General features: G+C 74.0%; 18 protein-coding genes and 4 pseudogenes. 9 read left to right on the plus strand and 13 right to left on the minus strand.

Annotated features, from left to right (window positions below):
- Positions 1 to 114 precede the first annotated feature (114 nt).
- The 3 genes and pseudogenes from ACFWTC_RS31875 to ACFWTC_RS31885 all read right to left on the minus strand — a co-directional run.
- Positions 115 to 390, minus strand: a pseudogene (locus ACFWTC_RS31875) (alpha/beta fold hydrolase); the annotation flags it as partial.
- A 42-nt stretch (positions 391 to 432) separates the two neighbouring features.
- Positions 433 to 1,845, minus strand: coding sequence for a M1 family metallopeptidase (locus tag ACFWTC_RS31880; RefSeq protein ID WP_383929836.1), 1,413 nt, complete (start codon positions 1,843 to 1,845; stop codon positions 433 to 435).
- A gap of 144 nt (positions 1,846 to 1,989) precedes the next feature.
- Positions 1,990 to 6,132 carry a Pls/PosA family non-ribosomal peptide synthetase gene (locus tag ACFWTC_RS31885; protein ID WP_384029527.1) on the minus strand — a complete coding sequence of 1,381 codons (4,143 nt, stop codon included), beginning with the start codon at positions 6,130 to 6,132 and terminating at the stop codon, positions 1,990 to 1,992.
- Between the two features lie 285 nt (positions 6,133 to 6,417).
- On the opposite strand from ACFWTC_RS31885, the gene ACFWTC_RS31890 reads away from it, so the two are divergent.
- Positions 6,418 to 7,641, plus strand: coding sequence for a PP2C family protein-serine/threonine phosphatase (locus ACFWTC_RS31890; protein WP_384029529.1), 1,224 nt, complete (start codon positions 6,418 to 6,420; stop codon positions 7,639 to 7,641).
- Positions 7,642 to 7,649: 8 nt separating this feature from the next.
- Here ACFWTC_RS31890 and ACFWTC_RS31895 read toward each other — a convergent pair.
- Positions 7,650 to 7,892, minus strand: a pseudogene (locus ACFWTC_RS31895) (TetR/AcrR family transcriptional regulator); the annotation flags it as partial.
- Between the two features lie 116 nt (positions 7,893 to 8,008).
- On the opposite strand from ACFWTC_RS31895, the pseudogene ACFWTC_RS31900 reads away from it, so the two are divergent.
- From ACFWTC_RS31900 to ACFWTC_RS31910, 3 genes and pseudogenes are all read left to right on the plus strand, one after another.
- Positions 8,009 to 8,167: pseudogene (locus tag ACFWTC_RS31900) on the plus strand (ergot alkaloid biosynthesis protein); the annotation flags it as partial.
- 360 nt (positions 8,168 to 8,527) lie between these two features.
- A complete protein-coding gene (locus ACFWTC_RS31905) occupies positions 8,528 to 8,776 on the plus strand; it encodes a hypothetical protein (protein ID WP_384029531.1) in 249 nt (82 codons plus the stop codon).
- Positions 8,777 to 8,986: 210 nt separating this feature from the next.
- The gene (locus tag ACFWTC_RS31910) at positions 8,987 to 9,133 is read left to right on the plus strand and encodes a hypothetical protein (RefSeq protein WP_383929848.1); all 147 of its coding nucleotides are present in this window, start codon (positions 8,987 to 8,989) and stop codon (positions 9,131 to 9,133) included.
- A gap of 92 nt (positions 9,134 to 9,225) precedes the next feature.
- On the opposite strand, the gene ACFWTC_RS31915 is transcribed toward ACFWTC_RS31910, so the two are convergent.
- From ACFWTC_RS31915 to ACFWTC_RS31925, 3 genes are all read right to left on the minus strand, one after another.
- Positions 9,226 to 10,230, minus strand: coding sequence for a BtrH N-terminal domain-containing protein (locus ACFWTC_RS31915; RefSeq protein ID WP_383929851.1), 1,005 nt, complete (start codon positions 10,228 to 10,230; stop codon positions 9,226 to 9,228).
- A 217-nt stretch (positions 10,231 to 10,447) separates the two neighbouring features.
- Positions 10,448 to 11,092 (minus strand): CatB-related O-acetyltransferase, encoded by a 645-nt coding sequence (locus ACFWTC_RS31920; RefSeq protein WP_384029533.1) that lies wholly within the window; start codon positions 11,090 to 11,092, stop codon positions 10,448 to 10,450.
- Positions 11,093 to 11,296: 204 nt separating this feature from the next.
- Positions 11,297 to 11,482, minus strand: a complete 186-nt coding sequence (locus ACFWTC_RS31925; protein ID WP_384029535.1) for a hypothetical protein — start codon at positions 11,480 to 11,482, stop codon at positions 11,297 to 11,299.
- Between the two features lie 187 nt (positions 11,483 to 11,669).
- On the opposite strand from ACFWTC_RS31925, the gene ACFWTC_RS31930 reads away from it, so the two are divergent.
- From ACFWTC_RS31930 to ACFWTC_RS31945, 4 genes are all read left to right on the plus strand, one after another.
- The gene (locus ACFWTC_RS31930; protein WP_384029537.1) at positions 11,670 to 12,398 is read left to right on the plus strand and encodes a TetR-like C-terminal domain-containing protein; all 729 of its coding nucleotides are present in this window, start codon (positions 11,670 to 11,672) and stop codon (positions 12,396 to 12,398) included.
- Positions 12,399 to 12,442: 44 nt separating this feature from the next.
- Positions 12,443 to 13,618 (plus strand): MAB_1171c family putative transporter, encoded by a 1,176-nt coding sequence (locus ACFWTC_RS31935; protein ID WP_383929863.1) that lies wholly within the window; start codon positions 12,443 to 12,445, stop codon positions 13,616 to 13,618.
- Positions 13,619 to 13,916: 298 nt separating this feature from the next.
- Positions 13,917 to 14,369, plus strand: coding sequence for a helix-turn-helix domain-containing protein (locus ACFWTC_RS31940; protein ID WP_383929865.1), 453 nt, complete (start codon positions 13,917 to 13,919; stop codon positions 14,367 to 14,369).
- Positions 14,366 to 14,944, plus strand: coding sequence for a toxin (locus ACFWTC_RS31945; protein WP_383929868.1), 579 nt, complete (start codon positions 14,366 to 14,368; stop codon positions 14,942 to 14,944). Before ACFWTC_RS31940 ends, ACFWTC_RS31945 begins: the two co-directional genes overlap by 4 nt.
- 13 nt (positions 14,945 to 14,957) lie before the next feature.
- Here ACFWTC_RS31945 and ACFWTC_RS31950 read toward each other — a convergent pair.
- The 5 genes and pseudogenes from ACFWTC_RS31950 to ACFWTC_RS31970 all read right to left on the minus strand — a co-directional run bounded on the left by ACFWTC_RS31950 (position 14,958) and on the right by ACFWTC_RS31970 (position 22,754).
- A pseudogene (locus tag ACFWTC_RS31950) lies at positions 14,958 to 18,528 on the minus strand (aminotransferase class I/II-fold pyridoxal phosphate-dependent enzyme).
- Complete coding sequence (locus ACFWTC_RS31955) at positions 18,525 to 19,463, minus strand: NAD-dependent epimerase/dehydratase family protein (RefSeq protein ID WP_384029539.1); 939 nt, start codon at positions 19,461 to 19,463, stop codon at positions 18,525 to 18,527. Before ACFWTC_RS31955 ends, ACFWTC_RS31950 begins: the two are co-directional and overlap by 4 nt.
- A 516-nt stretch (positions 19,464 to 19,979) precedes the next feature.
- Positions 19,980 to 20,264: a histidine kinase dimerization/phospho-acceptor domain-containing protein gene (locus ACFWTC_RS31960; RefSeq protein ID WP_383929877.1), complete on the minus strand. Its 285-nt coding sequence runs from the start codon at positions 20,262 to 20,264 to the stop codon at positions 19,980 to 19,982.
- Between the two features lie 230 nt (positions 20,265 to 20,494).
- Positions 20,495 to 21,262, minus strand: a complete 768-nt coding sequence (locus ACFWTC_RS31965; RefSeq protein WP_384029541.1) for an NPP1 family protein — start codon at positions 21,260 to 21,262, stop codon at positions 20,495 to 20,497.
- A gap of 688 nt (positions 21,263 to 21,950) precedes the next feature.
- A complete protein-coding gene (locus tag ACFWTC_RS31970) occupies positions 21,951 to 22,754 on the minus strand; it encodes an SDR family NAD(P)-dependent oxidoreductase (RefSeq protein ID WP_384029543.1) in 804 nt (267 codons plus the stop codon).
- A gap of 9 nt (positions 22,755 to 22,763) precedes the next feature.
- Between ACFWTC_RS31970 and ACFWTC_RS31975 the strand changes: the two genes are divergently transcribed.
- Complete coding sequence (locus tag ACFWTC_RS31975; protein WP_383929880.1) at positions 22,764 to 23,138, plus strand: MarR family winged helix-turn-helix transcriptional regulator; 375 nt, start codon at positions 22,764 to 22,766, stop codon at positions 23,136 to 23,138.
- A 154-nt stretch (positions 23,139 to 23,292) separates the two neighbouring features.
- On the opposite strand, the gene ACFWTC_RS31980 is transcribed toward ACFWTC_RS31975, so the two are convergent.
- Complete coding sequence (locus ACFWTC_RS31980) at positions 23,293 to 23,676, minus strand: hypothetical protein (RefSeq protein ID WP_383929883.1); 384 nt, start codon at positions 23,674 to 23,676, stop codon at positions 23,293 to 23,295.
- Between the last annotated feature and the right edge of the window lie 38 nt (positions 23,677 to 23,714).

Below are 23,714 nucleotides of genomic sequence, written 5' to 3' on the forward strand. Positions count from 1 at the left end.
ACCCTCATCACCCTCCTCACCGACACCACACCCACCACCCCAACCCCCCAACCCACCCACCACCACCACAACCGGACGACACCGGAAGCGGGGCTCGTGGCCTCGGCGGCCTGATCACCGGGGCGTGACACGGGGGGCGGGGGGGGGGAACGGCGGCACGGGCCGGAACCCGAGGAGCTCCGGCTGGTCGACCCGGTCGACGTCCGGGGGCGCGACCAGCAGCGCGGCGCGGACGGACGCCGTGGGCGTACGGGCGGCCCAGTGCGCCAGGGTGGTGCAGCCCAAGCTGTGGGCGACGAGCACCGGCGGCCCGGGGCACGCGGCAACGGCCTCGTCCAGCGCGGCGTACTGCCTGATGGGCCCGGGCTCCCACGCCCCCCGCTGACCATCCCCTCGGCCCCGCTGCCGACCCGCACGGGCTGAGGCGCCCGCTCAGGCGCGGCCGTGGGCCGGGGGGAGTCCGGGAGTCGGGGGGTAGCCGGGGCGGGCCGGTATCCGGGGCAGGGCGGGGGGCGCCGCGGGCGGGGGCGGGAGCGGTGGGAGGGACGGCTCGTACAGCCAGGCCGCGAACAGGTCGTCGAGCGGCTCGGCCGCGTAGCGGGACACGTGGGCGGTGAAGCCCGTGGTGGTCACCACGCCGTAGCGGTGCACGGTGGCCCATTCGCGGAGCATGCGGAAGAACGCCTCGTCGCCCAGGGCGCAGCGGATCGCGTGCACCGTCAGACCGCCGCGCTGGTACAGCCGGTCGTCGAACATCAGCTTGCGGCCCGGGTCGGCCAGCCGCAGGTCCTGCGGCTGGAGGGACAGCAGCCGGTGCGCGGTGGCCGCCAGCTCGTGCGCCGTGCGGCTGCCCGAGCGCTCCGACCAGAGCCACTCCGCGTACTTCGCGAACCCCTCGTTCAGCCAGATGTGCCGCCAGTCGGCGATGGTCACGCTGTTGCCGAACCACTGGTGCGCGAGCTCGTGGGCGATCAGCCGCTCCGACCCGCGGACGCCGTCCACGTGGTTGACGCCGAACAGGGAGAGCCCCTGGGCCTCCACCGGGACGTCCAGTTCCTCGTCCGCGACGACGACCCCGTACTCCCCGAAGGGGTACGGGCCGAAGATCTCCTCGAACAGCCGCATCATCGCGGGCTGCCGGGCGAAGTCGCGGGAGAAGCGCGCCAGCAGGTGCGCCGGCACGTGGGCGCTCTGCGGGACGCCGCCGAGCCCGGGCTCGCCGAGCAGCACCGTCTGGTACATGCCGATGGACAGGCCGACCAGGTAGCTGGAGGTCGGCGCGGACTGCTCGTACACCCAGGTGGTCGTGCTGGCCCGCGTCGTCCGGGTGAGCAGCCGGCCGCCCGCCACCACGGTGTAGGGGGACGGCGTGTTGATCGAGATCTGGTACGAGGCCTTGTCCGCGGGCCGGTCGTTGCACGGGTACCAGGAGGGTGCGCCGATCGGCTGGCTGGCCACCAGCGCGCCGTCGGTGAGTTCCTCCCAGCCGATGCCGCCCCACGGGCTGCGCACGGGCTTGGGGTTGCCCGCCCACTGCACCTCCACGGTGAAGGCGGCGCCGGCGGGCAGCGGCTTGGCCGGCCGGATGCGGAGCTTGCCGCCCCGGTGGGCGTAGTGCGGGGCGCGGCCGTTCACCAGGACCCGGCCGACCCTGAACTCCGCCAGGTTCAGGTGGAACTCCGTGAGCGGCGCCCGTCCGGCGATGGCGCTGAGCCGGGCCGTGCCGGCCAGCCGGTTGGGGCCGGGGCGGTACTCCAGAGCGAGTTCGTACCGGTGCACGCGGTAACGGGAGTCGCCGTTGGCCGGAAAGTAAGGGTCCGATACCGCTGTCTTCTGGCCGCTCACTGCCGCTTCCGCTCCCTGCGCTGTGCTCGTACGACGTGCCGGTGTGCCTTGGTCGCCGCTGACGTACCCGGCCTCCGCGGACCGCCCGGAAGCGGGGCCCCGGACCGTACCGGAACGGGTCCGGGACCGCCCCGGGGCCGCCCTTCAGTACCGCCACGCCTCGATCGGATTGCCCAGCCAGCGGGTGTCGGCGGGGACGGATTCCCCGGCCATCACGAGAGAGGCGGGACCCAGTGTGCTGCGGGCCCCGATCGTACTCCCGGGCAGGACGATTCCGCCCGGGCCCAGGGTGGCGCCCTCGCGGAGGACCACAGTATCCGTCCTCAAGATCCGGTCGTGGAAGAGGTGTGTCTGGAGCACGCAGCCGCGGTTCACGCTGACCGCGTCGCCCAGCACCACCAGGTCCGTCTCGGGCAGCCAGTAGCTCTCGCACCAGACGCCCCGGCCGATGCGGGCCCCGAGCCCGCGCAGCCACAGGGACAGCAGGGGTGTGCCGGGTACCGCTCCGACCAGCCACGGCACGGCCAGTACCTCGACGAAGGTGTCGGCCAGCTCGTTGCGCCACACGAAGCCGCTCCACAGCGGGTGCTCCCCGGCCCGGTGCCGGCCCACCAGCAGCCACTTCGCGGCCACCGCGACCCCGCACGCGGCGAGGCCGGCGGCCAGCAGGACCGCCCCGGACAGCAGCGCGCCGCCCGCGATCCCCGGGCCGGCCGTCATCAGCGCGCAGAGCGCCGCCGCGGTCAGGACGGCCAGTGCGGCCGAGCAGAACACCGGGAGGAGCCGGCACAGCTCCACCAGTCCGCGCCCCCACAGCAGCCGCGCGGGCGGGTCGTACGTACGGCTCTGGTCGGAGTCCGCGGCGGAGCGCGGCAGCCGGACCGGCGGCAGGCCCAGGTACGAGCTGCCCTTCTTGGCCTTCTTCGGCGTCGCGGACAGGACGCCGACCAGCCCGCCGTCGGGCACGCTGCGGCCCGGCGCGGTCATCCCGGAGTTGCCGAGGAACGCGCGGCGGCCGATCTCGGAGTGCCCGATCCGCATCCAGCCGCCGCCCAGTTCGTACGGGGCGGTCAGGGTGTCGTCGGCGAGGAACGCCCCCTCGCCGACGGTGGTGAGGCTCGGCAGCGCGAGCACGGTGGACACCTCCGCGCCCCGGCCGATCTTCATGCCGAGCAGCCGGAGCCACACCGGGGTGATCAGCCCGGCGTACAGCGGGAACAGCGTCTCCCGGGACAGGTCCATCAGCTGGGTGACCGTCCAGGCCTGCCAGCCGATCCGGCTGTGCGTGGGGTGGCTCCCCGTCCGCAGCCCGAGGCTGAGCAGCCGTACGGAGACCAGCAGCAGCAGCGCGTACGCGAGCCCGAAGGCGAGCGCCCCGGGCACGACGGCGAGCAGCGCTCCCCGCAGCGCCGCGCCGAGCCCGGCGCCGGAGGGCACGAACCGGCTCACCACGAGCAGGGCGGGCAGGGCGGCGAGCACGGGAAGGGACGTGAGGCAGAAGCCCGTCGCCCCGTACACGGCGCGCCAGTGGAGCGGACGCGGCGGCCGTCCGTCGGGCCAGTTGTGCTTGGCCTTGCCGAGCTTGCCGGCGGGCGCCCCCGCCCAGCGCTGGCCGGTCGGCACCTGTCCGACGACGGCGGAGCCGGGGGCCACCTCGGCCCGCTTGCCCACGCGCGCGCCGGGGAAGAGGATGCTGCGGGTGCCGACCACCGCGCCGGGGCCGACCTTGACGGGGCCGATCACGAGCCGGTCCCCGTCGAGCCAGTGCCCGGAGAGGTCCACCTCGGACTCCACCGCGCAGCCGCGGGCGAGCTTGAGCATGCCCGTGACCGGCGGCAGCGAGTGCAGGTCCACCTCGGGGCCGACCTTGGCGCCGAGGGCGCGGGCGTAGCGCTCCAGCCAGGAACCGGTGAGGGAGGTCGCGCGGACGCACTCGGCCAGCCGCTCGGCCGTCCACAGCCGCAGGTGGACGCTTCCCCCGCGCGGATGGCGCCCGGCCGTGACCCCGCGCAGCAGCAGGCGGGCGCCGCCGGCCGCGATCGCGAGCCGGCCGGGCGGGCTGAACAGCAGTGTCGCGCCGGCGGCGACCAGCCACCATGAGGCGGTCGGCGCCCAGGGGTAGGCCCCGAGGGTGTGCAGCACGTTGCCGAGGGCCAGCAGCGCCACGGTCCAGCGCAGGCCGACCAGGGTGTACAGCGGGAGCAGCAGGAGCGACTGCACCACCTGGGACCGCAGCGGTACGGGCGCGACGGTCCGGGCGGCGCCGTCGTCCTGTACGGACTTCTCCAGCCGCCGGGCCAGCTTGCGCAGGGTGGGCTGCTGGTAGACGTCGACGACGGCCGCGCTCGGATAGCGGGTGCGCAGCCGGGTGGTGAGCTGGGCGGCGGCGAGGCTGGTGCCGCCGATGGCGAAGAAGTCGTCGGCGGGGCCGGAGACGGCCACACCGAGGGTCTCGCTCCACTGCTCGGCGAGCCAGGCCTCGGTGCCGTACAGCTGCTCGGTGGGGCCGGTGGTCTCCAGGTCGGGCAGCGGCCAGGGCAGCGCGTCCCGGTCCACCTTGCCGGAGGTGCGGGTCGGCAGTTCGCCGACCGGGGCCAGCAGCGGTACGAGGGCCGCGGGCAGTTCGGCGCGCAGCCGCGTCACGGCCGCCGCCTGGTCCCAGCCCTCCTGGGTGACGAGGTAGCCGACGAGCAGCTGGTTGCCGCTGCGCGCCGTACGGACGGCGGATGCCGCGCCGGCGACGCCGGGCAGGGACTGCAGGGCGGCGTCCACCTCGCCCAGTTCGATCCGGCGGCCGCCGAGCTTGATCTGCTCGTCGCCGCGGCCGAGGAAGACCAGCCCCTCCGGTTCCGCGCGGACCAGGTCGCCGCTGCGGTAGGCGCGCTCCCAGCCGAGGGATTCCAGCGGGGCGTACTTCTCGGCGTCCTTGGCGGGGTCGAGGTAGCGGGCGAGGCCGACGCCGCCGATCACGAGCTGGCCGCTGCCGCCCATGGGAACCGGTTCGCCGGACTCGTCGACGACGGCGAGCTCCCAGCCGTTCAGCGGGAGGCCGATCCGGATCGGTTCCTCACCGGTCAGGAGCGAGGCGCAGGCGACGACGGTGGCCTCGGTGGGGCCGTACGTGTTCCAGACCTCGCGGCCCTCGGTGACCAGGCGCTGGGTCAGCTCGGGCGGGCAGGCCTCCCCGCCGAAGATCAGCAGCCGGACCTCGCCCAGGTCCTCGGGCTCCCACAGCGCGGCCAGGGTCGGCACGGTGGAGACCACGGTGATCTCCTGGTCCACCAGCCAGGGGCCGAGGTCGGCGCCGCTGCGCACCTGCGAACGGGGTACGGGTACCAGGCAGGCGCCGTGGCGCCAGGCCAGCCACATCTCCTCGCAGGAGGCGTCGAAGGCGACGGAGAGGCCCGCCATGACCCGGTCGCCGGGGCCGATCGGCTCCTCGGCGAGGAACAGGGCGGCCTCGGCGTCCACGAAGGCGGCGGCGCTGCGGTGGCTGACGGCGACGCCCTTGGGCTTGCCGGTGGAGCCGGAGGTGAAGATGATCCAGGCGTCGTGGCCGGGCCCGGGCCGCCCTTCCCCCGCGGGCGCGGAGGCCGGGGCCGGGGCGGGGGCGTCGGCGGCGGCGGTGACGTCGATGCGCCCTCCGGCGCCCAGTACCGCCCGCACCCCGGCCTCGCCGAAGACCAGCTCGGCCCGCTCGTCCGGGTCCTCGGCGTCGACCGGCACGTAGGCGGCGCCCGCGGCGAGGACGGCGAGGACCGCCGCGTACAGCTCGTTCGTCCCGGACGGCACGCGGACGCCGACCCGGTCGCCGAGCCGGACCCCGGCGGCCGCCAGGGCGCGCCGGCGGCGTTCGACCTCGACGGCGAGCGCTCGGTAGGTCAGCCGTTCCGTGCCGTCGTCCAGGGCGAGTTCGTCGGGGTGGGCCCGTACGGAGTCCTCGAAGACGTCGACGAGGGTGCGCGGCGGGGCCGCGGGCCCGGCGGAGAACCGGGCGGACTTGCCGGACTCCTCGGGCGCGTCTGAAGGGTCGGCCTGGGACACCGCCGCACGAGCGACCCGGGGCGCGTCCGCCGGGACTGCCTGGGACACCGCCGCACGAGCGGTCTCGGACACCTCCGCGGGGCCGGTCCCGGGTGCCTCCGCCGAGTCGGCCCGGGACACTGCCGCGCGGTCGCCCCCGGACACCCCCGGGCGGTCCGGCCCGGGGGCCTCCCCGGCGTCGGCCCCGTGGGTTTCCACGCTGGCCAGCAGGGCGGGTTCACCGCGCTCAGGTGTGGCTGCCATCGGCCCTCGCGTCTCGTTCCCGGAGTCGGTCCGGGTCGCCGTCGGAGCCCGGGTCTGCCCAGGTTGTTCCGGTTCAGCGCCAAACAACCCGTCAGTCTAGTGCGCCATCGAGAATCTTCCGGTCGACGTCTTGCCGGTGGCCGGGAGGGAACGGTATGCCGTCGCCTGCGGTCCGACGGTGTACGCGGGCGGGGACACGCGGCGCATCGCTCCGCGAAACGGGCGGCGCCTGGTGAAATGCCTTCCTCAGCGGGCCGGGCGGAGGGACGGGGTGACGAGGGCGTCGTGTCGGAGGACCCGAACGGGCTGGAGGGGCGCCTGCGCGCCGCGGAGGAGGCGCTCGAGCGGATCGGCACGTCCGGCGACGAGCGGGAGACCTGCCGGGAGCTGGCCGGTTTCCTGCTCCGCACGCTGTGCGACGCCGCCGCCGTGGACCTGGTCGTCCGCGGCTCGGGCGTCAGCCGCGTGGCCGAGGCCGGCGCCACGGGGCTGCTGCCGGCGGGCCCGGCGCCCGGCCCGGCGCCCGGGGCGCCGGCCGGGGACCCGGACCGTTCCGCGCGGGCATGGACCGGGCGTACCGCCGGCGGCGGGACCGCGTACGTCGTATCGGTACCCGTGATCGGCCGGGGCGAGGTCTACGGGACGGTCCTCGCCGTGCGGGCCCGCGAGGCGTTCGGCCGCCACGAGACGGCGGCGCTGCACTTCGCGGCCCGCGTGGCGGGGATCCACATCGGGCACGTGAGGCGGCTGGCGGCGACCGAACGGACCGCCCTCGCACTCCAGCGCGCCCTGGTCGCCGAGCCGGGCCGGCCGCACCCGAACGTGGAGATCGCCAGCCGCTACCTGCCCGCCGGAGCGCGCGCCCTGGTCGGCGGGGACTGGTTCGAGACCGTGCGCCTGCACTTCGGCCGGACGCTGCTCGTGATCGGCGACGTCATGGGGCACGGCCTGGACGCCGCCGCGGACATGAACGCCTACCGCGCCACCCTGCGTGAGGTGGCCGCCACCGATCTCGCCCCGCACCGGGTACTGGGCCGGCTGGACGCCCTGGCCGCGGCCGACGGGACCCGGCGCCCGGCGACCTGCCTGCTCGTACGGATCGACCCGGCCCGGGGCAAGGCCGACTACGCCAGCGCGGGCCATCTGCCGCCGGCCGTCTTCACCGGCGACGGCCGGGGCGAGCTGCTGGACGTGCCGGTGGGCCCGCCCCTGGGCACGGGGTTCGGCGGCTACGAGGCGTACACCCGGCCGATCGCGGCCGATCACACGCTGGTGCTGTACACGGACGGACTGGTCGAGCGCCGGGGCGAGGACATCGACGTGTCCCTGGCCAGGCTGGCGGCGCTGCGGATGCCCGCCGGGGTCGCGCCGGCCGGGGTGGTGGACGCCGTGTGCCGGGACCTCGACGCGCCGCACGCCGAGGACGACGTCGCGGTGCTCGCCGCCCGGCTCCGCCCCCGGCCTGCGCCCGGGAGTCCCGAAGCACCGGCCGCTCCCGCCGGGAACTGACGCGGGCGTCAGTGCGGTGCGCCCGGGTCCCGCAGGATCCGGGCGGTGAACGCGGCCAGGCGCGCCCGCATCTCCTCACGCGTCATCCCCTCGTGGCCGACGAGGTGTTCGACCAGGTCGGCGCGGGTGGCGGCGAGCAGGGCATGCGCCGTGAAATCACCGTCGACGAGTTCCGGGACCCGCTCCAGCGCGGCCCGGAGCAGGCCGTGCCAGAGCGCGTAGTGCCCGGCCGCGTAGGGGCTGTCGCCCCCGATGACCGCGTCCGCCGACTCCGCCGCCACGACCTCCTCCACGCCCTTGGGCCCGCGGCGGCCAGCCGGGCGGCGACGCGGCTCCCGGTGGTGCCCGTCGCTCCGATGACCAGGGTCACCACCGGCTGGCCGCCGAGATGCCCGACGGGGTCGCCGCGATGCTCGCCGGCATGGACCGGTCGATCGCCGAGGGCGCCGAAGACCGTACGACCGACACCGTCGAGCGCCTCACCGGCCGCCCCGCGGGGACCTTCCACGCCTTTGCGGAACGGGAATTGACGGGTGGTCACAGCAGCCCTGACCTTCGCGCGGCGGCCCGGCGGCGGCGGAGCGGCGGGACCACCGGTCCCGAGGTGCCGAGTACGACGGGCGCGACTAGCCTTTGTGAGTGAGAGCCGCGATTGCGGAGCACGCCCGCGGTTGCCGGAGTTCCCGCACCCTGGGGAGCCGAGGGGCCGCAGCCCCCTGAACGCGCGTGGCACACCGCTGCGCCATCGGCGGAGGCGTGCTCGATCCTCGAACGCATCAAGCACGCGGCACCGCACACGACCCGCGCCGCGCATTCCGACTGCGGCCGCGGCCACCCCCTCATGCCCCGGAGAGGCGCGCGGGAGGGTGGAAGGAAGGGCTATTCCATGCATGCACAGAGAGCGAAGCGTCTTTTCGTGGTCTCCGCCGCCGGTCTTCTGATGGCTGGTGGCGTGGCGCTCGGCACAGCAGGCACGGCCTCGGCGGCAACTCCCACCGCGGCCGTCAGCTACCTCAACGGCGGCGGCTGCGGCGATGACGACGACTACGGCCACGGCGGCTGGTACCACAACAGCGGCTGGGACGACGATGACGACTACGGCCACGGAGGAGGCCACGGCTGGGGCGGCCACTGACCCGGCTCCCCGAGGACACGGTGCGCGGACCCTCCGGGGCCCGCGCACCGCTGCGTCCGCTCCTGATCCCGCCGCCGCGGCACGAACCGGGCAGGTGACGGTGAAGGACCGGACGCCCCCGATGGTGCGGGATACCCGGCGGATTGTTTCATCCGGTGGCTTCGGGGCACACGTCGTTCACCACGAGTGACCACGCGCCAGGAGGGCCTCATGTCCGGACTACTCGCACGGATCAAGCAGTTCAGCCGCACCCCGCAGGGCCGACAGACCATCGAGTCGATCCGTCGGGCCGCCGCCGACCCCCGCAAGCGGACGCAGGCCCGCGGGCTGCTCGGCCGGCTCCGCGGCCGTCGCTGAGCGCCAGGCGGTAGCGGCGCGCGCCGGGAGCCGAGCGGCCACCGGGAAGCGGGATGCCCACGGGGCATCCCGCTTCCTCCTTGCGGGGCGTCCTACTTCTGGAGCGCGCGGACGGCCTGGCTCTCCAGGTCCACACAGCGGTCCACCCGTTGCGCGCACGCCTCGAAGAGCTCCCGCCGCGTCTCGGCACCGGCGTCCGCGTCGGCGTCCCGGGCGAGCGCGGCCAGCTCCGACCAGTGACGTGCGGATTCCCGGAAGAGGCCGGCCGCCTCCGGGCGCCCGACGAGGTCCAGGAAGTCCGCGTACAGCGGCCGGGTCGCGCCCGGCGCGGTCCACTCCTCCTCCAGGCAGGTGTACAGCCGCCCGGTGCCCGCGCGGAACGCCGCGGGCGAGCCGCCGAACCGGGCCTCCCAGCCCGTCCTGGTGGTCCGGTCGCGCAGCTGCGCCGCGAACTTCTCCATCCCGGTGAAGCCGAAGTTCACGTCGAACTGGTTGCCCAGGACCGGCCCGGTGAGGTGGGTGACGGTGGAGGCTATCGCCCCGTCCACGTCCGGCTCCCCCTCGGGCGGCCCGGTGGGCACGATCAGCTGGTGGCGGCCCTTGCGGTGCGCGGTCCAGGCGGCCCCGAACGCCTCGCGGTCGATCCGGTGCGGGGTTTCGGCGCCGTCCTCGATCAGCAGGTCGTCGCCGTCGTACCCGGCGATGACGACGGTGTAGGGGTCGGCGCCGGTCATCTCGGCAGCCGGGTCGGGCTCGTGCCACGGCAGGGAGGACCGGTCGACGACGCAGAAGGCGGGCTGGCCCTGGTCGAGCGCGGCCCGGACGCGGCCCCAGCGGGGCTTCATCGCGCGCGTGGCGTCGTACGGGACGCCCAGGCGGCCGAGCGCGACCTGCACCCAGGGCTCGGGGTGGGACTGGGCCACGATCGTGGCCATGGGGGTGAGGCCCTCGTACTCGAAGACGAAGTACATGAAGCCGATCCCCCCGGCCAGGCCGGCGACGAGTGCCTCGTCGTGGGCACTGCCCAGGGCGTGCCGGATCAGGGAGGCTTCCCGGTGGCGTCCGGTCCCGAAGTCTTCGTACACGAGCACAGTCATGCGGCAAGCGTAGCCGCGCCGCCGGTACGGTCCCAACGCGCGTCGCGGCAGCGCGCGGCGGGGCGGTGCTCCGGTGGGAGCGCGCCGCCTGCTGCCCGCCGAGGGTGCCCGATCGGGGTGGGTGGGCACCCCGGCCGGGTGGGTGAAGCTCACCGAGGCCGTCCTGGCCGGCCCGCCCGGGTGAGCCGTGGCGCGGGCCGGGGTGCGCGTCCGCGGTTCAGGCCGGGGGCGCGGCGGCCTCCAGCGCGTCGACGGTGCCGGACATGACGGTCCGCAGGTGGGCGGTGAGGTGCTCCGCGGGCCAGTCCCACCAGGCGACGGACAGCAGGCGGGCGATGTCCGCGTCGCTGTAGCGGGTGCGGATGAGCCGGGCCGGGTTGCCGCCGACGATGCCGTAGTCGGGGACGTCGTCGACCACCACCGAGCCGGAGGCGACGACGGCGCCGTGCCCGATGCGCACGCCGGGCATGACCGTGGCCCCGTGGCCGAACCAGACGTCGTTGCCGACGACGGTGTCGCCCCGTCCCGGAAGCCCGGTGATCAGGTCGACGTGCTCGGACCAGGAGCCGCCCATGATCGGGAACGGGAAGGTGGAGGGGCCGTCCATACGGTGGTTGGCGCCGTTCATGATGAACCGCACGCCGGTGCCCAGGGCGCAGAACTTCCCGATGACGAGCCGCTCCGGCCCGTAGTGGTAGAGCACGTTGCGGGTCTCGAACGCGGTCGCGTCGTCCGGGTCGTCGTAGTAGGAGTATTCCCCGGCCTCGATCAGGGGCGAGGTCACCAGCGGCTTCAGGAGCACCACGCGCGGCTGGCCGGGAATCGGGTGCAGCACCGTCGGGTCGGCGGGCAGATGGTTCACGGCGGTCGCTTTCGACGTCGGACGGGCCTCGACGACAGTACCCGCGGGGACAGTACCCGCGGGCGCGGGCGACGGGTACGGGAATACGCCGGTGCGGGCCGGTCCGGTGCCGTCGCACCCGGGCCCGCCCGGCGCGGCCGGTCGCGGAGGTGTTGTCGCCGGACGTCCAGCGCGGTGGCCCCGGCGATACGTCGCCGGCTTCGATCAGCGCGTCCTCGCGCGCGCCGGGTCGGTGACGTCCCGGGCGCCTTCGTACGGTCCGGCCGGTACCGGCCTCTGGCCGAAACCGCCGAGGCCGCAGCGCACCACGCCGTGCCCGGCGTCGGCCAGGGCGGGGGTCTGCGGGTCCCGCATCCGCAGGTCGCACACCGTGGAGTGCAGCAGGACCACCGTCGGACCGCTCCCGGCCACATATCGTGTGCGAGTGTCATCGGGCCACTCCAGATCCGCGGCCGGTCACACACCCGGGTCCTCCCCGCGCCCGCCGGTCCTCCGACTGGCCGGATCGCGCCGGTCCTCCGGGGGCCCACGAACGGCTCCACGTACGGCTGTTGTGGTCGCCGGGTACGGTTCCGGCATGGACGTTTCCGCATCAAGTTCGACCGCCGACCACGCGACGCCGCCTGCGGTGATCAAGGACACCGCGCGTCAACACCTGGTGAAACTGGGCGCCGGGGGCCTGTCGCTGGACGCCGTGGCGCGCGACAGCGGTCTTGCCGCCGCCGATGTCGAAGCCCTGTTCCCGCACCGCGACGACCTGTTGACGGCTCTGGTCATCGACGCCTACAACGCGTCCGGCGCCGCCATGGAGCGCGCCGACGCGGCCGCCGCCGGCGCCGGGGCGTCGGCGGGCGCCCGGCTCCTCGCGGTCACCCGCGCCCTGCGGGCGTGGTCCTTCGACCACCCCGCCGAGTTCACCCTGATCTACGGCTCGCCCGTGCCGGGCTACCACGCCCCGCACGACACGGTCCCGCCCGCCTCCCGCACGCCCGCGGTGCTCGGCGGCATCGTGCGCGCGGCCCTGGAGGGCGGCGAGCTCACCCCGCCCCGCCGGGCGGTGCCCGGTCCCCCGCTGCTCCTGCCGGCGGCCGTGGAGCTCTTCGGCGGCACGCCCGGGGCGCCGTTCTCGGACATCATCGAACGCGGCATCGTCCTGTGGAGCAACCTGATCGGCCTCCTGGTGTTCCAGGTCTTCAGCCGCACCCACGACAGCGTCAGGGACGAGGCCGCGTTCTTCGACTACGCCATCGCCGTCGCCGCCGAGAGCATCGGACTCGAGGTCCCCCCGGGCGAGACCACCGACTGACCCGGACCGCCCGCCGCATCGCGGCACGTGCAGAAATCCAGGACGTGAACACCACCAGAACCCTCTGCTTCGTCATAGCGGCGCTCTCGTCGTACGTCGCGCTCGCCTACCGTCTCTCCCAGGCACGGCGCGGTTGGCGGGACAGCGCCTACCGCGCGCTGATCGCAACGCTGTTGCTGCAGTGCCTCACCTTCACGATGGGCGCCGTCGCGATGGGCGGCGGGAGCTTCCTGGGCGTCGGGAACCTCGCCATCCTCGTCATGCACCTGGCTGCGGTCGCGTTCTGCGTCAGCGCGCAGGTCATCCTGCTGCGGTGGGCCGCCGCGGACGAGGTGGCCGTGCGCAGGACGCGCTACTGGGTGATCACCGGCATCACCCTCGACGTGCTCCTGACGGCGCTGTTCTTCCTCGCCGGCGGCCCCGGGCTGCCCGCCTCCGAGTTCGACGGCACCAGCCGGCCGCTGACCCTCACCTATCTCCTGGTCTTCATCGTGTCCCAGGCGGTTCCCTGCGTCACCATCTTCCGCCAGTGCGGCCCGTACGCCCGGATGACCGACAACGCCTCGCTGCGCCAGGCCCTGCGGATGCTCTCCGTCGCCGCGGTGATCCTCTTCCTCTACTGCACGGCCAGGACGCTCAACATCCTCACCGCGGCGGCCGGCGTCGACATCGGTGCCTGGAAGGTCGCCGCCTCCGTCTTCAGCGCGTCGGGGATCGTCCTGCTCTCGCTCAGCCTGACCATGCCGTCGTGGGCCCCGGCGGCCACCCGGCTCCTGGGCTGGGCCCGCACCTACCGCTCCTACCGGGCGCTCTACCCGCTGTGGCGGGACCTGTACGAGTCCTCTCCGGACATCGCCCTGGAACCGCCGGGCGCCTCGGTGTCGGACCTCGACTACCGGCTCCACCGCCGGATCGTCGAGATACGGGACGGCTGGCGGGACCTGCGCCCGTACATCGAGCGCACGGCCGAGGACGGCGGAACCGGCCAGAGTGGCGCGACCGGTGCGCCCGGTAAGGAGCCGAGCGAGGAGTCGCGGCAGGCGTTCACGGAAGCGGCCCAGATCAAACGGGCCCTGATCGCGAAACGGACCGGCACCGTCCCGCACGACAGCAAGGACGCCGGCGACTTCAACGACCGCGATACGGACAATTTCACCGCAGAAGTGGCCTGGCTCACCCAAGTGGCGTCGGCCTACAGTAAGCTCCACACCGCGAGTTGAGAGCTCCCGCCCGGTTTGCATCCCCCGTCAAACCGGGCGGGTCCCCCGTTCCCCCCGCTTGCGCGGGGCAGAACGAGGGGCTCCCGCCCGGACTGGTCCGGCCCATCCCCCGAGGGCCGGGCCAGTCCGTTTTTCACCACCCGCCAACTTGGCAACCCCCGTGAGTCAAGTTAGCTGGCAGCTATCGGCGAGACCCAACGTTGGCGGAGTTACGGCCAATTGTCAACTGACCGCTAATCTGTGAAACTGGCGCATAGCCAAGGGCTATGCCGAGGAGGTGACGGGAGGAAGATTCACCATGACCGAGACCGAAACCGAGAGTGACGACCGGCCCCTGCTCGCAGTGCGCCTCGACGACCTGTTCAAGACGGTTCGTCCGAAGGGCAAGCACTGGACCAACGCCGAGGTGGCGGAGGAACTGAAGCGGGCCAACCCCGAACTCAAGGTCGGGGGCGTGTATTTGTCGCAGTTGAGGACGGGGAAGCGGGCCAATCCCTCTCCCGACCTCCTGGCCGCCCTGGCGCGCTTCTTCGGCGTCTCGGTCGCATACTTCTTCGATGACGCGGTCGCCGAGTCGGTGCTCAGCGAGATCGCCGCCATCGAGGCGCTGCGGCAGTCCGGCGTCCGAGCCGTGGCGATGCGGGCCGCGGGGATGAAGAAGGAGAACCTCCAGGCCATCACGGCCATCATGGACCAGTACCGGCAGATGCAGGGCCTCCCCCCCGTCACCGACTCCTCGGCCCCCTCGTGAGGGGCGCCTGGAAGGAGCGGTCGGCCGGCCAGGACCGCCGCAGTCAGCTCAAGAAGCTCCGGAAGGCCGGCGCCCGACGGCTAGCCGACCTCGGACTTCCCGAGGTGAACGACGTGGCCGAACTGTGCCGCCACCTCGGCGAGGTGCGTGACCGTCCGATCACGCTGGTCCCGATGCAGATGCCCTCGTCGCATCCGTGCGGCATGTGGGTCGCCGCACGCGACGAGGACCTCATCTTCTACGACGCCAACACGACCGGCGCGCATCAGGAGCACATCATCTTGCACGAGCTCGGGCACATCATCTGCTGCCATCGGGGCGCGGGCGGGCTGGACGAAGCCGCCTCACGCCTCCTCTTCCCCAACCTCGACCCCGAGCTCGTACGCGACATGCTGCTGCGCGCGACGTACGACGACGTCCAGGAGCAGGAGGCGGAGATCATCGCCTACCTCCTCTCCCAGCGGATGGGCAACGCCGAGCAGCGGCACGCCGCGCCCCTGGCGGCGGAGGCGGGCGAGGCCGGTGACCCGGGCAAGACGGCCGTGCTCAGCCGGATCGAACGCACCCTGATCTGAGATGACCCGACCGTTACGCGGTGGCCGCCACCTCTTCGGCCAGGATCGACACGGCCCGGCGGATGTCGGCCTCGCCGTGCTCGCTCGTCACGAAGAAGCGCAGCCTCGACAGCCCTTCCTCCACGGCGGGGTGGAAGATCGGGTCGGCGATGACACCCCGGTCGAAGAGCCGGCCCGCGACCCGCAGGGTTCGCGCCGAGTCGCCGAGGATGCACGGCACGATGGGCGTATCCGCGCTGGGGCCCGTCGACAGTCCGGCCGCGGCGGCCAGCCCGAGGAACAGCGCGGAGTTGCGCCGCAGCGCGCGGACCCGGTGCGGTTCCGCGGTGATCAGCTCGGTGGCGGCCAGTGCCGCGGCGGCGTTGGCCGGGGTGAGGCCGACGCTGTAGACGAACCCCGGGAGGGTGTGCCGCAGCCAGCGCACCATGCGGGCCGAGCCGCCGAGGTAACCACCGCAGCTGGCGAAGGACTTGGAGAGGGTTCCCATCCACAGGTCCACGTCGGACCGGTCGGCGCCGAAGAACTCGCCTACGCCCCGGCCGCGTTCCCCCACGGTGCCGATGCTGTGCGCCTCGTCCACCATCAGCAGGGCGCCGTGGCGCTTCTTGATCTCGATCACGGCGGGCAGGTCGACGAGGTCCCCGTCCATGCTGTAGGCGCCCTCGACGGCGATCAGCACCCGGCGGAACCGGGACCGGTTGATCCGCAGCAGGTGTTCGAGCTGGCCGGTGTCGTTGTGGGCGAACGGCCGCCGTGCCGCCCCGGACAGGGCGCAGCCCTGCAGGATGCTGTCGTGGGCGAGCGCGTCGTGCAGCACGAGGTCCCCCGCGCCGACCAGGTGCCCGATCGCGGTGACGTTGGTGGCGTGGCCGCTCACCAGCGTGATGCAGTCCCCGACGCCGAGGAAGCCGGCCAGGGCCCGTTCCAGCCGTACCGTCAGGTCGCGTTCGCCGGAGAGCACCCGGCTCGCGGAGACCGAGGAGCCGTACCGGTCCACGGCACGGTGCACGGCCTCGGTGACCGCCGGGTGGCCGGAGAGGCCGAGGTAGTTGTAGCTCCCGAAGGACAGGTAGGCACGTCCACCGATCACCGTCGTGTCGCGGATGGTGCCCTCGTGGATGCGGAAGTACGGGAACTCCTCCCCGCTGTCGGCGATCGCACTCAGCCGCTCCTCGATCCGTCCCACCTCCGGGAAGGCGTCGACGGTCGCCGTCTCGGCGCCCCACGGCGGCAAGACCTCGCCGGGCTGCGGTTCGGCGGGATCCACCGGTCCCGTGTGGTCCGGGTCGACCAGTGTGATCAGCCGGCCGACGGTGAGTCCGGGCGAGAACAGTTCTTCGGTCCGGAAGCCCGGTATGCGCTTTCCGATGCCGGCTTCCAGCTCCAGCAGCATCAGGGAGTCGAAGCCGAGGCCGGTCACGAGCGTCATCCGCTCGCTCAGGTCGGCGAGCGGGAAGACCCCGGTCCGGGAGACCTCTTCGAGCACGACGGACGCGACGGGTTCGAGGGACGCGACAACGGTGGCGGGCGCGGCGGGCGCCTCGGCGGGCCGCGCCTCGGCGGGTCCCCGTGCCGGCACCCGCTCGGGCCGGTCCACCGGTGCGGACCCGACGGTCTCCGCCATCTCGCGTGCCGCCTCGTCCACGACCCAGTGACGGCGCGGGGCGAGGGGACTCGGCGGCAGGGTGTACGGGGGGCGGCGCTCCGTCACCGGGCGCAGACCCGAGCCGGTGACGGCGCGCACCGCGAGCCGGGCCGGATCGGCGAAACGTTCCTCCTTGGGCGGCGCCCCGACCGCGGGTGCGACGGCCTCCGCCGGTGCGGCCTCCGCCGGCCCGACGGCTTCCGCCGGTACGACGGCCTCCGCCGGTCCGCCCGGGTGTACCGTGCCGACCGCCAGGCCCGGCCCGAGTTCGCCGGTACGGCCCGCCGCCAGGGCCTCCGCCGCCGCGGAGAGCCCGGCGACGGCGGCGTCGGCGTCCTGCGCGACGAGGGCGAGGCGTTCCGCGAAGGGCGCCCGCCGGGCCAGGGTGTCCGCCACCCCGGCCGGCGGCAGCCTGTCCTCGGCGATGGTCCGCGCCAGGTCCCGCGCGTACCGGGCCAGCCCGTTCCGGTCCCGGGCGCTAAGGACCAGGAGCTGCGGCCCTGCGGCGGGTGCCGGGCGCTCCGGCGCCCGATGCCCCGCCGCGGCGGATTCCTCCACCACCACGTGGACACCGGTACCGCCGAAGCCGAAGGCGCTCACTCCCGCCCGGCGCGGCAAGCCGTCCGCCGGCCACGGGGTCGGCTTCGTCGGGACGGTCAGCCGCGCGGCGTCCAGTCCCGAGCGGTCGGCCGGGTCGAACTCGGGCTGCGGGGGGATCACCCCGCGCTGCACGGCCAGTACGGACTTGATGAGCCCGGCCATTCCGGCGGAGTTGAGCGAGTGGCCGACCACCGCCTTGACCGCGCCGAGGTAGGCCGGTGCGGCATGGTCTGCGCGCAGTTCGCGCAGGACCGCGAGCTCTACGGGGTCGCCGACCGACGTCCCGGTGCCGTGCGCCTCCAGGTAGCCCACCGCGCCCGGGGCCAGGTCCGCATCCCGGTAGGCACGGCGCAGGGCGCGGAGCTGACCGGCCGACTGGGGGTGCATACCGCCCTGGACGGTCCCGTCGTTGGCCGTTCCCACACCCCGGATCGCCGCGTAGACCCGGTCACCGGCCGCCAGCGCGTCGGTCAGGGGCCGCAGTACCAGCACTCCGGCGCCCTCCCCGAGGACGAACCCGTCGGCCTGCGCGCCGAACGGCAGGCACCTCCCGCTGCGCGAGATGGCGCCGATCCGGCACAGGCCGATCAACAGGTCCGGGGTGAGTACCAGTTGGGCGCCGCCGGCGAGCGCGATGCGCGAGCGGCCCGCGCGCAGCGCGTGCACGGCGTTGGCCACCGCCATGAGCCCACCGGAGCACGCGGAGTCCAGGGCGTAGCTCTCGCCGTGCAGGTCGAAGACCGAACTGATCGTGTTAGGGCCCATGTTGAGCAGGAGTCCGGCCACGGACGTGCCGTGCAGTCCGTCGACGGCGCGGACGGCGTCCGGCAGCAGCGGGTCGGTCGCGCGCGCCGAACTCGCCGCCGGCCAGCTGGCGCACGCGTATCGGCATGGTGCTGAGCTCGCGGTAGCCGCTCTCGGTGAGCGCCGTGATCACCGAGGTCTCCTCGCGGTCGAAGCCGTCGGCTTCCCACCCCGTGTCCTGGATCGCCTCGCGCGCCAGGTCGATCAGCAGCCGGTGCTGGGGATCCATCGCCCTGGCCCGGCGCGGCGGGATGCCGTAGTGCGCCGCGTCGAACAGGTCGATCTCGGGCAGCAGCGCCATGGTGTCCGTGTAGGCGGACGAGGTGTCCCGGAGGCTGTCGCCGAGGAACGCGGCGGTGCGCCACCGCGCGTCCGGGACGCGGGAGAACTGCGCCCGCGGGGCCGTCAGCAGCCTCCAGAACTCGTTCACGTCGCGCGCCCCCGGGAACCGGCACGCCATCCCCACGATGGCGACGTCGTCCCGCCGCGCTCCCTCCCGGTCCGCCGCGGGACCGCTCCCCGTGAACGAGGTCATCCGCCCGCCTGCCGCTCGCGCCACCAGTCCACGGTCGCCTTGATCTGCTCGTCGACGAGGGTGGCCCGTACCGCGAAGGCACCCTCGTACGCGCTCGAATCCACGACGAAGGGCCGGTCGAACTGGTAGCGGACCTCTTTGAGTTCGCGGATCAGCGGCGAGACGAGCGCTGCCACGGCCACGACGGCGGACGGGAGTCCGCGCACGGCGACCGGCCCCGTTCCCGCCTGGGCGGCGAGGCGGTCGACCATGGTCCGTACGGACTGCGCGGGAGCCGTCGGCACGTGCCAGGGCCGCCCCCAGGCCCGCTCGTGGCCCGCGACTCCGGCCAGGGCCGCGGCCACGTCGGGGAGGTAGGTCCAGCTGTGCGGCGCGTCCGGGTCGCCCAGAGTGGAGACCGGCTTTCCGCGCAGGAGGCGCGGCACGACCCGCCCGGCCAGGTGGCCGCCGTCGGTCACGCCGGGGCCGAAGAAGTCCGAGGCCCGTACCTCGACGGCCCTGATCCGGCCCTGCTCGTGCAGCGTCCGGGCCTGCTCCCACACCGCGGCCCGCACCTTCCCCTTGGGGCCGGTCGCCGCGAGCGGCAGCTCCTCGGTCAGGGGCCCGTCCACCGGGCCGTAGCCGTAGAGGTTCCCGAGCAGGACCAGTACGGCCCCGGTCGCCTCGGCCGCGGCACAGAGCGACGAGGCCAGCGGCGGCCAGTCCACGGCCCAGCGCTGGTAGGACGGCGCCGCGCAGCTGTGGATCGCCACGGCTCCGCGCGCGGCCTCGATCAGCCGCTCGGTGTCGGTCGCGTCCAGCGCGACGTGCTCGATCCCGGGTTCCGGACTCCGGCCGGAGGTGGTGACGACCCGTACTGAATGGCCCCGCTCGGCGAGCAGCCGGGCAGTGGCGGCCCCCGCGGGCCCGAAACCAACAACGATATGAATGCTCACGTTCGCACACTAGCGCGAACGTCTGACATCGAAGGGCGCGCGAATCAGCGCCGGTTGAGCCCGAGGAGCCCTTACCGCGCAAGGCCCGACCAGCGAAATCCAGCCTCACTCCGAACCGTTGCCAACCGCAACGGGCGCTCCCCTGCGACCGCGGCAACCCGCCGCCCCAGCAGCCCGCGCACCCGAACCGCGTCCACCGGACGAAAGGCCGACCCGCGTTACGCCGCCGTACGCCACCGTGGGGCGTTCAGCGTCGGCTACGCAACGGGCCGTCGTGGCCGGGAACACCCAAAGGGCCTCGGGCCGTTCGCGCAGCCGTACTCGGGGAGGGAGTCCGCGACACCTCGAACACCGCTCACATCAGGCCACCTCCGCGGGCCGTTCTTCGTCCGGTCGGGGAGCATTTCCGGGGTCCGGCGCGCCGCCCCCGGGCACGCCGCGCCGCCCTCGGAGCCAGGGCGAGGCGGGAACACCGCGCCGCCGCCCGGCCGGGTCTCCGCGGCGAGACCGTGGCGGTCAGAGTGTGCGCTCCGGCCGCCGGCTCCTCACAGATCTGCTCGACCAGCTGGTCCAGGCGCAGCGGCACCGGGCGCAGGGTGTCGGAGCCTTCCTGGAGGCGGCCCGGATGAGGACGTTGTCGACGACGTCGGTGAGCCGCTCGGTGGCGCGCCGGATGCGTGGCGGGTGTGGGTCCAGGCCGCGCGGGTCCAGGCCCGCCACGTCCACCGAGCTGCGCATGACGGCCACCGGGGTCCGCAGCTCGTGCGCGGAGTCCGCGAGCATCCGCTCCTGTGCCTCCATCGCCTGCCACGCCGGGGGCGCAGGCTCCTGCCCGAGAGCAGGGCCCGGTCACCGCGGCCAGAGCGATCAGCAGCCCCGACCCGGTCAGGACGGACGTGACGAGGCGCTCGCGCTCGGCCACGCGGTGCGCGGGGTCGCCCACGACCACGACCGCGCCCTCCACGGCCTGCGACTCGTCCTGGTGGAAGAGCGATCGGGTGGCGGGCCGGGGGCGACCGGCCGCCGCCCGGCTACGCATACGGATCGAAGGGGATGCCCGCCGGCTTGGCCTTCGCCAGGTGGGACGCGAAGGACCCGTCCTTCAGACCGAAGTGCGCACTGCCGAAATCGGCCTGGACGAGCTTGTCCCGCAGGTTCGCGGGGTAGCCCGACCACCCGACGAGCGCGGGGAACTGCCAGGCTCGGCGGTGGTTCTCGGGCGGCTCGTCGTTGGCGCTCGCCGCACGGAAGCAGTGCGTGCCGACGCCGTCCTTGTGGTAGACGATCTTGGGGTGGGTTCCGTCCCAGCGGATCTGGTCGCGCGCGCGGAGGTTGAAGTCGCCGTGGGCGGAGGTCGCGACGTACTTCGCCTCATTGCCCTGGATCCACACGACGACGTGTTCCCAGTCGTGGCGGTGGCCGCCGAGGCTGATGCCGGGGATGGCCTGGTCCTTCTCGAAGTACAGCCCGTAGATGACGGCGCACCAGCCGTTGTTGCAGGTCCAGCGGGAGTATCCGTTGGTGTTCTCGAGGTCGGAGGCGTCCCGGCAGTTTCCGTTGAGGGCGCCGGTGGGCTTGAGACCGGCGTTCAGGACTCCCCCGGGCCCGATGGCGGGGGTCGGGTAGCACCCGTCCGTGTCGTAGTCGTAGGTCGGCTGGAAGGTCAGCTCGATCGCCTCGGCCTGGGAGGGAAGCGCCGGGGGCGGGGCCGCGAAGGCCACCTGCGGGACGGCGACGACCAGTGCGAGGGCGGCGCCGACGACGAACAACGATCTCCAAATGGGGCGGTTCGTCCACACAACAGGCCTCCTGAGCGGTCCAGTTCAAGCGTGGCGAGCGAGCGCATCGCAGTCATCGGCGACCGGCGCGCCCGGAGCATCATTCGCGAACCGGAGCGGCACAGCAAGGGCCTGAGCGGCCTCATTTTCTTCCCGGAAGCATGTCCGAACAGGCCTAAACACCAACACAGTTGACGAACGGTCAGCAAGGTGGGGGCGGGGTCGGACCCCGTGGACGCCCAAGGGGTCCGCAGGGGCACGGCGCCGAAGCCCGGGTGGCCGCGCCCCTACGGCTCGAGGGCCCGGACGGGAGGCCGTACGCATCCCACGGCAGCGACCGTACGGAAGCGGATCACGTCACATCGGCGCCCCGGAGGCGGACACACGGCACGCCGCACACCGGAAGGCTCCGCGGCGCGGAACGCGCACGCGGAGGCGGAGGCGGACGCGGCCGTCGCGCGGCCGACGTCAGACGGTGTTCATCAGGATGATGGCCAGGAGGTTCAGGAGGATGACGGTGACGACGATGCCGATCGTCAGCCAGGCCCTGCGTGATTCGTCCATGCCTACGAGTCACCTCCCGCTCGTCCGCGCCTTCGGGCACGGTCCGGCGGCCGCCCGGGAGGCACCGCCGGTCTCCCGCCATGATGACCCGGTTCCACCCGGAGCACAGATCGGGAGCCGGGAGCCGGGGGCCGCGGCAGAGGAGTCAGGAGACCCAGGTGGCGGTCATGCCTAGGACCGCCGATCCGTCCTGGTCGGCCAGCTTGGTCCCGTTGAATTCGCGGGCCCACTGCGAGGTCTGGATGCGGAACGCCGGGCGCTCGGCGGTCAGCGCCTCCATGACGGCCTCGGCCGCGCCGGCCGGGGTCTGGGCGCCGTCCAGGAACTGGCCGGCCGTACGGTCGATGTAGTGGCGCAGTGCGTCGGCGTACGGGCCGGCCGCGGCGATCCCGGACTCGATGTCGAGTCCGATGTTGTTGACGAACTCCGTGGCCACGGCTCCCGGCTCGACAACGGACACGCGGACGCCGACGGCGCCCGCGACGGGGGCCAGGCTCTCCATGTACCCCTCCACGGCGAACTTCGCCGCGCAGTAGACCTCGTTGAAGGGCTGCCCGACGACGCCGCCGACGCTGGTGACCGTGATCAGGCGGCCTCCGGCGACCCGCAGGTGCGGCAGTGCGGCCTTGGAGACGTTCAGCACGCCGAAGAAGTTGACCTCCATGACCTCGCGGACGTCGGCGACGGTTTCGAGTTCGAGGGTGCCGACGTGCCCGGCTCCGGCGTTGTTCACCACGGCGTCCAGGCGGCCGTAGTCGGCGATCACGCCGGCCACGGCGGCGGCGACGGAGTCCGCGTCGACCACGTCGAGCTGCCGGATGTCGAGTTCGACGCCCGCGTCAGCGGCGGCTTGGCGCAGGGCGTCGGCCCGGCCAGTGTCACGCAGGGTCGCGATTGTGCGCCATCCGGCCCGGGCGGCCGCGACGGCGGCGGCCTCGCGAAGGCCCACGACCTCCCCGTGTCCTGGTTCGAGGTCATGCTCTGGCTGGCTTCCAGCCCCGAGCCCGTGCCCGCGTCCGTCCTCGGGAACAGCACGCTGCTCAGCCGCAGCCAGGTGTCCCGGGTCGTGGACGCCCTCCAGACCCGGGGCCTGGTCACCCGTACGCCCTCGGCGCGCGACGCCCGGTCGGTGGAGGTGTCCCTCACCGACGCGGGACGCGAGGTGTTCGCCGCGGCCGACGCCACGCGGCGCGAAGCCCTGGCCCCCGCCTTCACCGGGCTGCTCGACGAGCGGGACCTGGAGGCGCTGGGAGCCGTGTGGCGCAAGCTCAAGGGCGAGGGCGTACAGGGCGGGCGGGACGCGGAGGGCCTGCCGGGCGGAACGGACGCGTAGGGAACGCCGGCGGACGCGGCGCGCCGGGCGGACGGGACGGCGGGGCAGGGGCGCGTGGACTCCCCCGGCCCCCGCCGAGCCCGCGACGCGCCCCGGAGCGGCCGGACGGCCCCTTGTCAGGTCCCGGGTCAGGCCGCGGCCCCGGTGCCCGTGGTCAGCCGGAGTGGACGTCGGAGGTGAGGCCCGCGGCAGCCGCGAAGAGGCGCGCACAGCGCTGCGTCATGGCCGCCGGGGTCTGCTCCGGGTGCTTCACCCACCAGCGGACGAGGGTGGCGACCAGGTCCCGCCAGACGTACTTGAGCGCGTCGGCGTCCAGCGGGTCGGTGGATCCGGTCGCGCGCAGCAGTTCGGCGGTGCCGCCGGCGGCGAGCCGGTCGATGGCCGCCCAGTAGTCCGCGGCCCGGCGCGCGGCCTCGCCGCCGGGCGGCAGGGTGGTGTCGTACAGCACGAACCATGCCTCACGCTGCCCCTCCAGGGCGGTGAAGATGCTCTGCAGCACGCGCAGCGGGGTGTGCGCCGCGGTCCCGTCCGGCCCCATCGCGGCGCGGATGGTGTCCAGGAGCCGGTCGCCGACGG

It is taken from the genome of Streptomyces sp. NPDC058619 (assembly GCF_042717785.1).
Classification (GTDB): domain Bacteria; phylum Actinomycetota; class Actinomycetes; order Streptomycetales; family Streptomycetaceae; genus Streptomyces.